Origin of the sequence: Oceanicola granulosus HTCC2516 (assembly GCF_000153305.1) — a bacterium.
Classification (GTDB): domain Bacteria; phylum Pseudomonadota; class Alphaproteobacteria; order Rhodobacterales; family Rhodobacteraceae; genus Oceanicola; species Oceanicola granulosus.
Map to the genome: position 1 here is coordinate 1,487,972 of NZ_CH724107.1, position 14,230 is coordinate 1,502,201.

Below are 14,230 nucleotides of genomic sequence, written 5' to 3' on the forward strand. Positions count from 1 at the left end.
CAAGCCCGTCGAGAAGGCGCTCGTGGCGGTGATCCAGGAGGCCTGGATCGCCGGGGTCTCCACGAGGAAAGTCGACGAACTGGTCCAGGCGATGGGGATGAGCGGGATCTCGAAGTCCTCGGTCTCCAAGCTCTGCCGCGAGATCGACGAGCGCGTGCAGGCCTTTCTGGAGCGGCCGCTCGACAGCGAGTGGCGCGCGCCAGCGGGCTCGAACCGGTGGCGCCACACTGGCGCGCCTGTGGCTCGACGCCACCTACCTGAAGGTCCGCGAGGGCGGGCGGATCGTGAGCGTCGCGGCCATAATCGCGGTGGCGGTGAACACCGATGGCCGCCGGGAGATCGTGGGCCTGCACATCGGCCCCTCGGAGGCCGAGCCCTTCTGGACGAGCTTCCTGCGGAGCCTCGTGAAGCGCGGCCTGTCGGGGACCCGGCTGGTGATCTCCGACGCCCATGAGGGCCTGAAGTCCGCCATCACGCGGACAATGAGCGGCGCCACCTGGCAGCGGTGCCGCGTCCACTTCATGCGCAACGCGCTGGCCCATGTGCCTCGGTCACAGAACACCGTTGTGGCTGCCGCCATCCGCCAGGTCTTCGTCCAGCCCGACCACGCAAGCGCGACAACCGCCTGGCGCCACGTGGCCGACCAACTCCGCGAGCGCTGGCCCAAACTTGGAAAGCTCATGGAAGACGCCGAGGCCGACGTGCTCGCCTACATGGCCTTCCCCGCCCGCCACCGCACCAAGCTGCACAGCACCAACCCGCTGGAGCGCCTCAACAAGGAGGTGAAGCGCCGCGCCGATGTCGTCGGCATCTTCCCGAACGAGGCGTCCATCACCCGCCTCGTTGGCGCCGTCCTCCTCGAGCAGAACGACGACTGGCAGCTCCAGCATCGCTACATGCAGATCGAGGGAATGGCCGAACTCGACGCCGAGACCGCACCCGAGATCGCGGACAACAACGCACCCCACATCACACCGCCCCCTACACCCAAAGCCGCCTGAACCGATGAACCCGGAGCCACACCGAAATTACACCTCATTGACGGACGTGATCCTGGCACCATGCCGGGACGGCCATCGAGGTGAGCTCGGTGCCATCGTCGGAGACCACCATGTCAGCGTCAGGCACCTCCAGCTTGTAATCATCGGCCACCGCCAGCACCCGAAAGCGCCGTTAGTCGGTCAGCGGACCGCTGAACCTTGATCGCTTCATTGTCCGTTTCCGCTGCCTCAGACTGGAGGAAGAAGCGGGCTCAGGTGATTAGGGGTAGGTCATCTGGTGCCCGGCTAGAGCTTATCACGGGAATTCCCGTGAGAGCTAGCAACAGCCGCTAGGACAACTCCTGCAACGCAAGGAGATCGTTATGCACACAACCGGACGCCAACAAACCAACGCTACTGAGGGGGCACAGCCACCTGATCGACTGCTGCGCAAGTCCGAGGCCTTCGGGCCTAGCGGCCTCATCCCCGTCGCCATGTCGACAGCCTACGACTGGATCAATCGCGGCCTGTTAGCCCCCCCGTCAAACTCGGGTCCCGTGTCAGCGCGTGGCGCTACAGCGACCTCAAGGACTTCATCCGCCGCTCCGAAGAAGCCACCAGTACCGGGCAACCTATCGCTCCTGTCGCTCATCACGCGGGAGGCGAGTGATGCGAGTCAGACTTTCTAAGCAGGAAGAACAGGACTCGAGAGGTCGACTAGCCTTTCTCAAGAAGCTGCACCTCCGGACTGGGTTTGGGGGAGAAGAACTTGAGAAAATGCTCAACGAGCAGTGCTGCACCGAGTTTCTATGTGGCAGACGGGCGTGTCCGCGCTGCGCCAAGCTATCGTCACAGCGGATGGCAATCGAAATTGAAGGGCTAGTTGATGAAGGAGAGCTAGGACCTTCATTAACCTTCGTGACCCTGGTGCATGAGCGAGGCACGCTGTCTCCGGAAGACATTGTGCACAGCAATATCAAGAAATTTGCATCTCAGGAAGGTCGGAAAATCTGCGGAGCGCTCAGACGAGGGGCCGCGGTCATTGGAGCCGTGGACGATGGCTTTATCAAGGATGTGGACGGCAGCGAATACTTTCAGAGACATTCCCACTGCATCGTCTCCGGCAAGCTATCACGGGGACAGCTGAAAAATTTGAAGCAGCAGTATCCCAAGACTGAAAGCATACAGCGTCCTGTGCATACCAATCGCATAACTCCAAACTCCATACTACCGCTTTGCAAGTACATGCTGAAGATAGAGCACTACGGGAAGTCGAAGTTTATTGCACGTCCTAAGTCTTCTGGCCGGAACCCATACAAGAGCTCCGCGACCATGAGGCTTCCTCAATACGCAGAGGAGGCACTGATCAGGAACCACGCCCAATTTAGGGTCACAGACAGCCTGATCCTAGTGGGCCTGCGGAGGAAGCGTTCGGCTGATCCTACAGCCTGCAACTCCACCATCCTGAAGCGGTAGTTGGTTTCAGGTTCTTTCTAAAAATTGGCTGTTGAGGGGTCTGGCGACCTTGGGAACGTCTTAAAGGCATAGGTTTGGGTGGGTAGTGTGACTAACTGCAGTGCCCACCAGCCCGCCATTCAGCCAGCATAATTTTTTATTGCGCAGTCGCAGGGGAACCGGGGGAAATGGGGGAAATCCCAGCCCACGTCACAGTCTCTTGTGCAATGAAGGAGGCCCAGACATGGCCAAGAGTAAGAAGTCAGTTAAGAGCACAAAGTCGGCGAAGAAAAAGATCGGAACAACAACGGCTGCAGAGGAGCAGAAAGTGACAGGCGTTCTGAGGATCGGCCAAGCAATGCTATCGCAGGACAACGACAAGTACGTCGAAGTCGTCAAAGGAGATGAGCGTTGCTGGATCAGCGCCTCCGACGCAGTGTCACGTGATGGCTGGATTACGGCAAAGGAGCGACTAAGGCAGAACAATATCCTTGTCATCTCAGAGCAAACCACGCGCCAGTGCAAGTCTCTACTTGAAGACGCCGATGCAACCGGACGGGGCCTTGTGGCTAAGCAACCAGGTTGGGTTGATGACGAGGTTTATGTTCATCCGGATGGGACGATACAAAAGCGGGAAGATGATGATCGAATAGTATTGGTGGACTTCGTCAGACAAACGATGTTTGATGAAAGGGGCAGTGTTGAGGAATGGAAGAACCGGATGGCGCCCTTCCTCAAAGCCGATCCGGTACTTTCTTTCGTCATGGCCTTCGCACTCATGGGGCTGATTGTGCCGAAGCTCCCGAACCAACTTGAAAACCCCATGATGGAGCTCGTCGGCGAGAGGGAGTTGGGTAAGACGACTGTCGCTGTGGCAGTAGGTTCGATGTTTGGAGGTTCGACAAAAAGCGGTCTGGGCGTTATACGGAGCGCCAACATGACACTGAATGCGTTTCGGCAGATACACCGACAGCACTCCGATTCAACACTATTGCTTGATGAAACGAATGTGGCGACGCCTCAGGTCAAAGAGAATCTCAATGTCGTATTCGATGCTGCTGCCGGACTGGACAAAGCCAGGTTCGGCGACAGCGGTCGCAAGGCTCCAATCCGAGGCTGTGTTCTGATGACTGGGAACATGCCGCTGGAAGATCACGGTCGTACGCCTCCGGATATAAGAGAGGCCGCTCGAACTCGCCTGATCACCATCAAGATGAAGCACCCCCTCTTTCGTAGGCTTCCCGATGGCTTTGACAGGCGTGAAGAGGCCATCGGCTCCCTTCTGACGCTTGTCCGCGAGCAACACGGCACGATATCTCGCGCATTGATTGAAGAGATCATCAAGGATGAGCAGCAGTTCCTTGAAGAACTTCAACGAAGGGCATTTAAGTTCGAGAAAAGGATTGATCCGCTTCAGACTAAGGTTTTGAACCGCGTGATCCGCGTATTCGCACTTTGCTATGCCACCGGGAGGATGGCAGCAAACCGAGGAATCCTACCAGAGACAAACGTTTGGTCACGCACACTCAAAGCCTTTCGTCAGTACGCCTATGATCTCCAGGTGACAAGAACTTCACCCTCGAAGCGGGCTCTCTTAGGGGCCTTGAAGAAGTTCGAGCCTGAAGTGGCACGCATCGACAAGACGAAACGGAACAAAAAACGCCAGACTGCCGAAGCGTGGATGTACATAGATACGGAAGAGAGCGTCTTGTTCCTCACTAGTTCTGCCGCCAAGCGCTGGTTCGGCGACGAGCTGTCGAAGATCAAACGTGAGCTGAGGGCTGAAGGCGTGCTGCAAGGCGAAAAGGGCAAGTCGCCGAAGCCCTCCATTAAGGCGCCAAAGTGCGTCCCGTTCGACGGCCGCGTGTATAGGTTCTCGATCTGAAGCGACGAAGGTCTCTTTCGCAAGAGTCCGTAAATCGGCATCTCCATAAAGGGGGGCGGACACAGCAGGTCACCTACTGGTGACCCCGCCCCACCCCCACATCTGATCTCGCTGCACGTCCCCCCACAGATTGGCCAGCAGAAGCGAGCTTGAGTTGGCGTGAGCGAGGGCGCCGGTCCGAGAGGCAACGCGATCCCGTCCTGGTATATGCCCCTTGAGGGGTAGAGAAGTCATGTCGGCTCCCGGCCCACAGTCGCCGTTCAAGAGTGCGCCGCGCGACCCGGCAGCATCCACCAGAGCTGCCGTTCGTGCAAAGAGCAGCAAAGTTAATTTCAGAGGAGACTGTTCGCTCCAAAGGATGAGGTGCTGATCTGCCCGATCGAAAATACGCGCGGGCAGATGGGCGTCGATATCTAAGCGGACGAACCATCCTGGCGGAGACTGAACATCTTTGTGCCGTCAGGCTGCTAACTGCCCGTGCCGTTCGAGGAGCCGCATCAATACCGAATTGGCGTGTGTAAAGTTCGCCTGCTGGCCCTGGAGTTGATACGCCCACTTCTGGCCATGGAACAGATTGTTGCGAAAGCGCCAGACGATGATCAGCACGGTCAGCAGCCGATCTCGCGGGGCGTTATTGCGCCCGTCCAGAACCGACCGGACCATATCGGGCTGATCGGCGGGGCGCAGATGCAAGTGGTCGAAGTGATGAGTGAATTCCCCATTGGCGAAATAGCGCTGCCGGAAATAGGCCAACTCTCCATCATACTGGTCGGCGTCGAGCATTCCCGCGTCGCGCCACTCGTCGGCCTTCGCGCAAATCCGGTCGGCGCGAGCAAAATTGCCCATCACCTGGGCCTCGAACAGGCTCCACAGAAAGGTGAAGTTGAAGATGGCGGCGCGGTCGTCTTCGGGCAGCGCTTGGAATCCCGGTGCTCGCGCCAACAGCCATTGCATACTCACTTTATACCCCCATTCTTTGTTGGTTTTAATGTCAGTCAATCCTCTGGCCCGTCGCGGTCATCTGGGGACATTTCCGAGAAGTCGGTGAGCGTGTCGCAAAACTCGCGGTCGACGACTTCCCAGATCGCATGCTCATCGCGCTCCTCGCTGATGTCTTCGCCGGTTTGCTCGCCGGTCAAGAAGGCTCGGCATTTGCAGGCCGGGCAGCTCTCCGACCAGATCTCGTCGTGGCTGCCCTTGAAGATTCCCATCTGGTGCTGCGGTTCGCGCAATTCCGCTTCGGCTGTCAGGCGCTCACGCTCTGCCCTCTTCAACGCCTCGAACTGCTCGCGGGCGGCCTCGACGCGTAGTTTGACGGCCGCCGCGAGGGCCTTCGCGGCCTCATCGAGAAGCTGGCGGGGCGCTTTTGCATCGGCCGCGCCGAGCCATTGCTCCAGAGATGAACCCATCTGGTGCAAGATCGTGTCGCACGCATGCCAATAGCGTGCCTCCCAGGCGTCGAGTCGCATCGTCCGGAACGGAAGATCGGCCGAATGCAGCTCAGCGTTTCGACGCTCGGCGATGTCCTGGCAGAACTTCTGGACCGTCTTGTCGAAGCGAGGGACGAGATGGGCCAAGCGCTCAAACAAGGTCTTGGCGGTGATCGTCTTTACGTCTGTGGTGACGTTGATGCCGGCGGCGACGAACATCGATTGCCAGTGGATTGGATCGACCACGAGGCTGGGATGCTTGCGAGCGAGCGCGGCCTTGCCGAGCAGTTCAAGCGCGAGAGAGGCCCAGAGCTGATACTCGTCGAGATCGCCGGCGCTCTTCCGTGCCAGCGCGCGGCCGATGTAGACCTTCGATTTCGCTTGGAGCGCGTCGCCGTTTATGGCGATGAAGACGTCGTCAGGCATCGATGAGAATCCTTGCGAGGCGTCGGCCGGACCTTGGGTCCGACGGACTGCGCCCGTGAAGGACGCGCCAGTTGTCGATGATGAGGATGTCGCCTTGGCGCCAGTGATGGGCTTGGGGCGACGCGGCGGCGATCCGGTCCTCGATGAGCGCAAGGGCCATACGGCCGCGCTGGTCAACGGCTTCAAGACAGCCGGGATGTCTTGACCGACGATACCGCGCGCAGCTGGTCCACGACCTCCAGCGTGCGGACGGAGACGGTGGCGACGCGGGCGAGGAGGTCGATGACACGCTCCTTGTGGTCGGCGAAGCGGTAGCGGGCGTCGGGGTTGTCCTTCAGCCACGCCTCGACGGTCCTGTCGCGTACCTTCCTCTCCTTGTGTTGGTCGAGCACCCAGTCGAGGCCGCTGCGGTTGCCCAGCCGGTAGTCCCATGCCTGGGGCGGAAGACCGGTGAGGGTGGTGGCGGCGTCGATCTCGATACGGCCGTCCGCCGGATGAGATTTGAGCTTGGGCTTGCCGGGGGCTGCGTCGGTGTCGTGGCGCTTGACGGGCCAGGGATCGGCGGTCTCGTAGTCGGTGTGGAGGTCCATAAGCGCCGCCCCTTGTGCGGCCCACCACGCGAAATCGGCGTGGAACGGGATGCGGGGAAACTCGCGCCGCAGGTTGATGGCGTAGATCTCGCGCCAAATGGGATCGTGGAGGCAGGCGTAGACGTAGTGAAAGATTGCATCCTTGGTGACGCCCGCGCGCTTGCCGTAGCGCTTAAGAAACTTGTTGAGGGCCCAGTCGGTGACGTTATCCATGCGGTCGCCTGTGGAGGTGTAGCGGTAGCGGGGAAATGCCTCTGTGTCTTCAAGCGTATGATAAGAATGAATTGCGCGCGAAGCGAGTGCCTGGAATGGCCGCTTAGCCGGATGTCCACCTACAAGAATGGCAAGGTCATCCTCCCTGTCTTGACTGATGCTATGGACGAGATATTCCATCTCGATCAATCGAGGATCATACGCGATCAGGCGCGAGCGGAACGGTCGATAAAGAATAGGTCGGACGATTGGTTTGGTTGTATCTAGACGTGTGGACCTTTCAAACCTAGCCTTGAGAGATCGCGTCCATTTAATTGGCGTGTTCTCCTTTTCCCACGGCGTGCGCTTTCCAATCAGACGATTGTATTTTTCTCGGAAGTCTCTGACGGCTTTCTTTGCGTATTTCTTTCTGTCCCATATGACCCATTCATCACGCGCCGTGACGACACCTTTCGAGAACAGCTTGAATACTGCCCGCTCCTGCCCCTTCACCTTCGCGGCCTTGGTCTTCTTGTCCGCCACCGGCAGCAGGTCGTCCCACTCGTTTTCCACCTGGTCGATCCAGTTGCCGCGCTTGGACGGTACGATCTCCCGCATCCGGCGCTCCGACAACGGTGTAGACAGGAACTGGATCTTGGCGGGCGCTTTCGCGTAGTCCTCCACCTCGTCGTAAAAAACTCTGAACCCCTCCGTCGCCGAAGACTTCACGAAGAACGCGATGGCGACGCCGACCTTGATCTTATCGTCGAAAACGTTGCCGCCCTCTTGCCGTCGCCGCTCCCCACTCGTGCGCGCGTTGCCCTTAAGGTTCAGCACCCATGCCTCGTTGAACTCATCGCCTACGTAGGCGCGGAAGCCGTCGAAGGTGCGGGCGTCGATGAAACTGCTGTTGGTCACGAAAGCAACGATCCCCTCGTCCGCGATGCGGTCGAAGGCCCAGCGGTAGAACCGGGAATACATGTCGTACACCTTGGTCTTCTGCGCCGTGGACAGCTTGACGAAGGTGTTCCTCACCCGCTCGTCGATGCGGGGATATTCGCGGTTCTTGTTGTTGTCGTTCTCGTTCTGCTGGTTGGCGTTGTAGGGCGGGTTGCCGATCACCACGCTGATCTTGCGGCGGTTCTGGGCCTGCACCCGCTCGGTGTTCTCGTCGGTAAACTGGCCGAGGAAGGACATCTGCTGGCCGCGCCGAATGCCGAGCCCTCCCACGTTGTCCAGCGTGTCCACGAAGCAGAGGTTCGGGTATTCCGCGATCTGGCCGGTGATGCCCGCGTAGGTCGCCTCGATATTCAGATTGGCTACGTAGTAGGGCAGGATCGCCACCTCGTTGGCGTGCAACTCCTCGCGGTACTTGCGCTCCAGTACCGCGCGCGGCTCGCCCCGCATGTGCTCGATCAGTTCGCAGACGAAGGTGCCGGTGCCCGTGGCCGGGTCGAGGATCTCGACGCCTTGGTCCGCCAGCCGCTTGCCGAAGTGCCGCTCGCACAGCCAATCGGTGGCGCGGACCATGAAGCGGACGATCTCGTTCGGGGTGTAGACCACGCCCAGCCGGTCGGCGGCGTCCGGGTTGTAGGACTGGTAGAAGCCCTCGTAGATCACCTTGAGGAAGGTCTGCTTCTCAGCATGATCGGTGATTTCGGCCGCCGCCGTCTCGATGGCCTGGTAATAGGGGCGCAGGCCGCGCAGCATTTCGCGCTTGGCGGTGCCCGCGAGGAACAGGGCCTCCAGTTCGTAAAGCTCCCGCGCCACATTGTTGGTGCGGTGGAACTCCCCGTCGTCGAAGACATGCGCGAAGATGTTCTCGGTCAGGACATGCTGGATCAACATCTCGCGTACGTCGGCCTCGACGATGTTCGGGTTCACCGTCTCTCGCGCGTGTTGAAGGAAAGCAGTGGCCTTAGCCGTGAAGGCTTCGTTGTCGTCATAGGCTTTGTCGATCCGCTCGCGAAGGTGACCCAGGATGGCTGGCAGTTCGACGCGGAACTGCTGGACCGCGCTGCGCCATTCGCCGATCACGGCGGGCTGCCAGTCGAAGAAGGCCACGAGGAGGCGATTGAGATCCTCGGCCGAGGCCATCGAACAGCGCATGACTTCGCGCCCGTCCTGGAAAAGGACGGCGGTCTCGGTGTCCTCAAAGATGGTGTTCGTGATCGGGTAGCCGACGGCACGCTTCTTCGCGATCTCCTCGTCGAGGTTGTCGTCGGAATCCTTTGCTTCCCAATAGCCGTGTTTGATCCTGATCTCGTGGAGGACGGTGCCGTCGGGAACGCGGGACGCGGCGGGGCCGTTGCCGCCGATAGGCAGCTCTGGTGCGAAGATCAGATCCTCGGCGTCGGACCAGTCCTCCAGAAGGCGCTGGAAGGCGGCCCGCAGTACCGTCTCCAGCCGAGAGCCGGTGGTAGCGCGGAGCTTGTCGATGCGGGCGTGATAAGTGCGAACCCTTGTGATAGTCACAGTCTGCTAGACACTCTCATTTGATTCATTAAAAACCGGATCGATGATGGGCCCAAACCCCATCATCGGCTTTCTGATGCTCTGCACTCGACGCTTCGCTTGCGAGCAATAGACAATGAAACCGTATCATCTTTCAATAGAGTAGTGCGGCAGTGACCGCCGGCCGGCATCAAGGGAGGGAGGCAATAACGATCTGCTTCGTGCTCAATCGCTAAACGAAGGTTCATCGGGTGGTCACTGTACCGCAGCGAACGACCGCTTCCCGCCATTGCCTTACCTTTGCAGTGGCCGCAGCGAACACTGCTTCCCGCCCAGCAGCGACGTTGCCGTACGGACTACACGCCCGCTCGAGACTAATGCGCGCGGCAACATTCTCGGCTGTTCGATATCTGCTAGATCGGGAAAGGATGGCAACTTGGTGCTCATGAACCTCGATTCAAAATTCTTCATGGGATTCCTGATTGATCCTCTCGGCCGACATCCGAGGTCCCTGACCCTGCAGGAGGACGGTATTGCGGCACGTGGCGCTGGGTCGCCCTGGATAGCGCTTGGAGCGATGGCGAAGCGGCCTTCCGTGAGGAAGGGCGTTCTTTCGTCGTCGCTTATGCTCGATCTCGGAGGCGGTCGATACCTAACCTTGCCAGCGGTGGATACGTCCGAGGCCGAAAAGTTCGCGCAGGCAGCTGCCAGCGCCTGGATAGATTTCCATCGGGCGGAGCTTGGAAAGGAGGACGTCGCGGTCCAGTGCATCCTGCAAGCGCTCCAGGCGCTGAAGGTGCCAGATGCTTACCCCGCAGCATGCCGGGTATCGCCTTTGGCGCGCGATGCTGCCGACCTGAACAACCGTGTGCTGTCTAAGCTGAACGCGGAAGCCGTCGGCAACAGGGCGATGTCTCGGGTTGCCCCTATCACGGCGTTCGCATCCGATCCGAATGCCGCCCGTGAAGCGGCTATCGATGTGTTCGTCGAAGCTCAGCTCCACCGTTGGAAGGGTTTTTTTGACACGGTCGAGTCCATGCCGCTGACGCCGGAACAGCGTCTGGCGGTCGTGATCGACGAGGACGCGACGCTGGTTCTGGCTGGCGCGGGGTCGGGCAAGACCAGCGTGATCACTGCCAAGGCCGCCTATCTCGTGAAGGCCGGAATTCGAGAGCCGAGCGAGCTACTGCTGCTTGCTTTCGCGAAAGACGCAGCGACCGAGATGTCGGAGCGGTTCGAAGCCAAGTGCGGGGTCGCAGTGGCAGCACGCACCTTCCATGCGTTGGCCTATGAGATCATCGGCGAAGTGGAAGGCGAAAAGCCCCCTTTGGCGCCGACCGCGACCGACGATAAGGCCTTCTTGTCACTGGTGAAGGAGATCCTGCGGCACATCGTGGCAACCGCCAGCGAGGTCGCGCAGACCGTGATCGGCTGGTTCGCCGGTTTCTTCGACGAATTCCCGACAGAATGGGACTTCAAGACGAAGCACCACTGGTACGCGCAGATCGAAAGCCGCAACCTGCGGACGCTGCAAGGCGAGACGGTAAACGGCTTCGAAGAGCTTCTGATTGCCAACTGGCTGTTCCGGAACGGCATCGCTTATGAATACGAGCCAAGCTACGAGCACGAGCTCGAGAAGACCGGTCGTCGCGCCTACACCCCCGATTTCCGACTGATAGAGAGCGGCGTCTACATCGAGCATTTCGGCGTGCGCAAGAGGCGCAACAGGGATGGCGAGGAAGAGCTGACCACGGCGCCATACGTCGATCGCGACGAATACCTGGCGGGTATGGACTGGAAGCGAAAGGTCCACGCCGAGCACGATACAGTTCTGGTCGAAACCTTCAGTTGGGAGCGAGACGAGGGCCGGTTGCTTGAGGCGCTGGCGAAGAAACTCGAGCCCCACGTCACGCTGCGGCCGATCTCCGACATCGAAATCTATGACTGTGTGGCAGAGGTTGGGGCTGTGGACAGTTTCACCTCGCTGATGGGCACCTTCCTGCGTCATTTCATGAACGGCGGCTACCGGGTCAAGGACTGCTCCGAGAAGGCGCGGAGGCTGAAGATGGGGAAGCGCGCCGAGGCGTTCCTCAAGATCTTCGAGGCAGTGTTTCGGGAGTATCAATCCCGCCTGGGCGATCGGATCGACTTCGAGGACATGGTGAACCGCGCCACAGCCCTCGTGGAAAGCGGACGCTACCAGAGCCCGTTCCGCCATATCCTTGTCGACGAATTTCAGGATATCTCGACTGGACGGGCGAAGCTGTTACAGGCCCTCAAGCGCCAGCATTTCGATACGAAGGTGTTTGCCGTTGGCGATGACTGGCAGTCGATCTACCGCTTTGCCGGATCGGACATACACATCATGCGCAACTTCGGTGCCGAATTCGGCGGCACCTTCGCAGGGGCCACTGGTGTCCATCGGACCGTCGATCTTGGTCGGACATTCCGCTCTGTCGACAAGATCGCACTGGCCGCCCGTCGCTTCGTTCTTCGCAACCCCGCGCAGATCACCAAGACGGTGATCCCGGCCGGCGAGAGCGACGAACCTTCGATCAGGATCGCCTGGACGCGCCGCGACAATGGCGAGAAGGCCCTGAACGACGCCGTGGCTGCTCTTGCAGCGACGGAGGGAAAAGGGGGCGGGAAGCCGTCGATCCTGATCCTTGGCCGATATCGTTTCCTGCGCCCCGATGTGGCGCGGCTACAGCGCCAGAACCCGGGGGCGACAATCACCTTCAAGACTATTCACTCGTCGAAAGGCTTGGAGGCCGATCACGTGATCATCCTCGGTGCCGACAATGCCAAGATGGGGTTCCCGTCGATGATCGTCGACGACCCTCTACTCAGCTTGGTGTCGCCCGAGGTCGAACCATATCCAAATGCCGAAGAACGACGCGTTATGTATGTCGCCGTGACCCGGGCCCGACGAACAGTGACGATCCTTGCATCCGAAGCACGTCCCTCCGTTTTCGTCGAAGAGTTGATGAAAGAGGCCGAATTCGGCGTGGTCGTGCCCCAAGAGGCCCAGAAGCACACCCACACCTGTCCGGGTTGCGGCGGGCGCTTGCTCCACATGGCTGGAAAGGACGGTCGCGACTGGTATCGCTGCGAGCATGTGAAGCTGTGCGGCAGTCGCATGCCGGCATGTCCGGCCTGCGGTATTGGCCTCCCGATCCACTCCCGAATCAGTGGGGATCTGGTTTGCGGTAATTGCGGCGTGACTCAGCCGGGTTGCCCCAGCTGCAAAGCAGGATGGCTTGTAGAACGCCGTGGCCGCTATGGAGCATTTCTCGGTTGTGTCCGCTTCCCCGACTGTGATGGCAAAGCCAAGCTGCAGACAGGCGCACGACACGCTGCGAGAGCGAGATCCCAACGACATTAGCGTGATCTGCGACGAAATCTTTCCGGCCGCGCATCCCCGTCGTTCTTGGTCATCGCGGAGAACGGTGGCTCACCGCCCGGACCGCCGGAATTGTCGCTACTGGCCCAGAGCCGACCTCCACCGGGTTGGTCAACGCAGCATGCTCTAAGCAGCGCGCCAAGATCAGCAGTGCGGACACCGCGACCTCAAACCGCTGCAAATGAAGGTCTGCTCATCTCTGTCAGGTATAGTCGCAAGACATGAGGGGGGATGCCGAAATCGGCGAGAGCAGTGCTGTAGGGAGCACAGTGGTCCGATATTCTAGGGCATAGTCATCTAAACTCAATCATGGATCGATAGAGCTTTCCCAGAGCAAGCGGTCCGCCACGCTCCTTCGTTTCGGTTCTAATCCGGCTAACGGCCAGATTTAGTTGAATGCGCGCCAGACGGTCTTGGTTTTCGGTGAAATCTCTGCGAGCCTCTTCCTCGAACTCCTTCACGACATCGCCGAGTATCTCTGAACGCAGGATGGCTTGACGAAAGGATCCTTGCGCCGTCTCTACTTCAAAGGGAAGCTCTATGGTCATTTCGCGTCCGAGATACTCGCCTGCTGATGTAAGGCGTTTGCGGTCGTCTTTTCCTTCCTCTCGAAGTTGGGCGGCGCGCCTACGGCGGAAGGACGTCGTCTCGTCATCGGCGCGGAGCCTTGGATCATCACCGAACGGTGCGGCCATAAGGCGCGATAAGTTGGGAGCACCGGCAAGCATCATTGCGCGCGCGATCGTACCCCGCGCCACGCAGTCGCGGATGAGCGGCCTGTCATCAGGTCCGATCTCTAACGGCGGGTCTTCCGGCTTGGGATCGATGATCACTAAACGGCTTGCGGTATCACTCGCCGCGCTGGCGATGTCGAAGCCCGTGACCAGCAATTGACCCTTAAGCGTCCCTCGAAACTCAATTGCACGCTTCTGAGCAAATCCAAGGCCCATCTGCTTTCGGCAGTAGCTAGGGCCCGATTGCGTCCCCTTGCACTCGATCACATACCACCGGCCCCTGGCGTCGAGAGCAACGAAGTCGGGCGACTTCCGTGCACCGTTCTTTGCCGTCGTTGCCGTGATGTGCACACCGCCTGGAAGACGCGGTGCCACACGGTCTATGAAGTATTTCCCATCACAGAAACCTACAAGGTCCAAGGCCTCGGTTAGTATATGGAGCGACATGCCCATGCCGAAGTCATCGGAGAGGATAGTCTTTTAATGCGGGTCGAGTTTGGAGAACTCATCGCTCACTCGGAGGTCTGCATCGTCCGAGAAAGCTCCGAAATATCGCACCCAAGCTCAAAGAGCATTTATGGAATGGCGCGCCGCATGAGCCGGGACCGTACAGTGGCCAATCATGAGCATGAACGCGATTAGATCGACCTGCCGCGGACCGACGATCGCGTGCAGCGATTT

Annotated in this window: 8 protein-coding genes and 2 pseudogenes; 4 read left to right on the forward strand and 6 right to left on the reverse strand. The window is 59.6% G+C overall.

The genetic code is table 11. The features are described 5' to 3' along the window. Positions 1 to 1,001 (forward strand): annotated as a pseudogene (locus OG2516_RS07070) (IS256 family transposase); the annotation flags it as partial. Positions 1,002 to 1,056: 55 nt separating this feature from the next. Here the strand turns inward: OG2516_RS07070 and OG2516_RS20950 are convergent. After that, positions 1,057 to 1,173 (reverse strand): annotated as a pseudogene (locus OG2516_RS20950) (IS3 family transposase); the annotation flags it as partial. Between the two features lie 476 nt (positions 1,174 to 1,649). Here OG2516_RS20950 and OG2516_RS19905 point away from each other — a divergent pair. Continuing rightward, positions 1,650 to 2,456 (forward strand): hypothetical protein, encoded by an 807-nt coding sequence (locus OG2516_RS19905; RefSeq protein ID WP_156799287.1) that lies wholly within the window; start codon positions 1,650 to 1,652, stop codon positions 2,454 to 2,456. A gap of 223 nt (positions 2,457 to 2,679) precedes the next feature. Then, positions 2,680 to 4,320, forward strand: coding sequence for a DUF927 domain-containing protein (locus OG2516_RS19460; RefSeq protein WP_083788464.1), 1,641 nt, complete (start codon positions 2,680 to 2,682; stop codon positions 4,318 to 4,320). 459 nt (positions 4,321 to 4,779) lie between these two features. On the opposite strand, the gene OG2516_RS07085 is transcribed toward OG2516_RS19460, so the two are convergent. The 4 genes from OG2516_RS07085 to OG2516_RS07100 are packed head-to-tail and all read right to left on the reverse strand — an operon-like array spanning position 4,780 to position 9,433. Continuing rightward, a complete protein-coding gene (locus tag OG2516_RS07085) occupies positions 4,780 to 5,274 on the reverse strand; it encodes a hypothetical protein (protein ID WP_007254956.1) in 495 nt (164 codons plus the stop codon). A gap of 41 nt (positions 5,275 to 5,315) precedes the next feature. Next, the gene (locus tag OG2516_RS07090) at positions 5,316 to 6,176 is read right to left on the reverse strand and encodes a hypothetical protein (RefSeq protein ID WP_007254957.1); all 861 of its coding nucleotides are present in this window, start codon (positions 6,174 to 6,176) and stop codon (positions 5,316 to 5,318) included. Continuing rightward, complete coding sequence (locus OG2516_RS20955; RefSeq protein WP_007254958.1) at positions 6,169 to 6,336, reverse strand: TauD/TfdA family dioxygenase; 168 nt, start codon at positions 6,334 to 6,336, stop codon at positions 6,169 to 6,171. Before OG2516_RS20955 ends, OG2516_RS07090 begins: the two co-directional genes overlap by 8 nt. Before the next feature lie 22 nt (positions 6,337 to 6,358). Next, positions 6,359 to 9,433: a type ISP restriction/modification enzyme gene (locus OG2516_RS07100; protein WP_007254959.1), complete on the reverse strand. Its 3,075-nt coding sequence runs from the start codon at positions 9,431 to 9,433 to the stop codon at positions 6,359 to 6,361. Between the two features lie 604 nt (positions 9,434 to 10,037). Here OG2516_RS07100 and OG2516_RS07105 point away from each other — a divergent pair. After that, positions 10,038 to 12,797 carry a UvrD-helicase domain-containing protein gene (locus tag OG2516_RS07105; RefSeq protein WP_007254960.1) on the forward strand — a complete coding sequence of 920 codons (2,760 nt, stop codon included), beginning with the start codon at positions 10,038 to 10,040 and terminating at the stop codon, positions 12,795 to 12,797. A gap of 311 nt (positions 12,798 to 13,108) precedes the next feature. Here the strand turns inward: OG2516_RS07105 and OG2516_RS19910 are convergent, their stop codons facing one another. After that, positions 13,109 to 14,002 carry a hypothetical protein gene (locus OG2516_RS19910; RefSeq protein WP_156799288.1) on the reverse strand — a complete coding sequence of 298 codons (894 nt, stop codon included), beginning with the start codon at positions 14,000 to 14,002 and terminating at the stop codon, positions 13,109 to 13,111. Positions 14,003 to 14,230 lie beyond the last annotated feature (228 nt).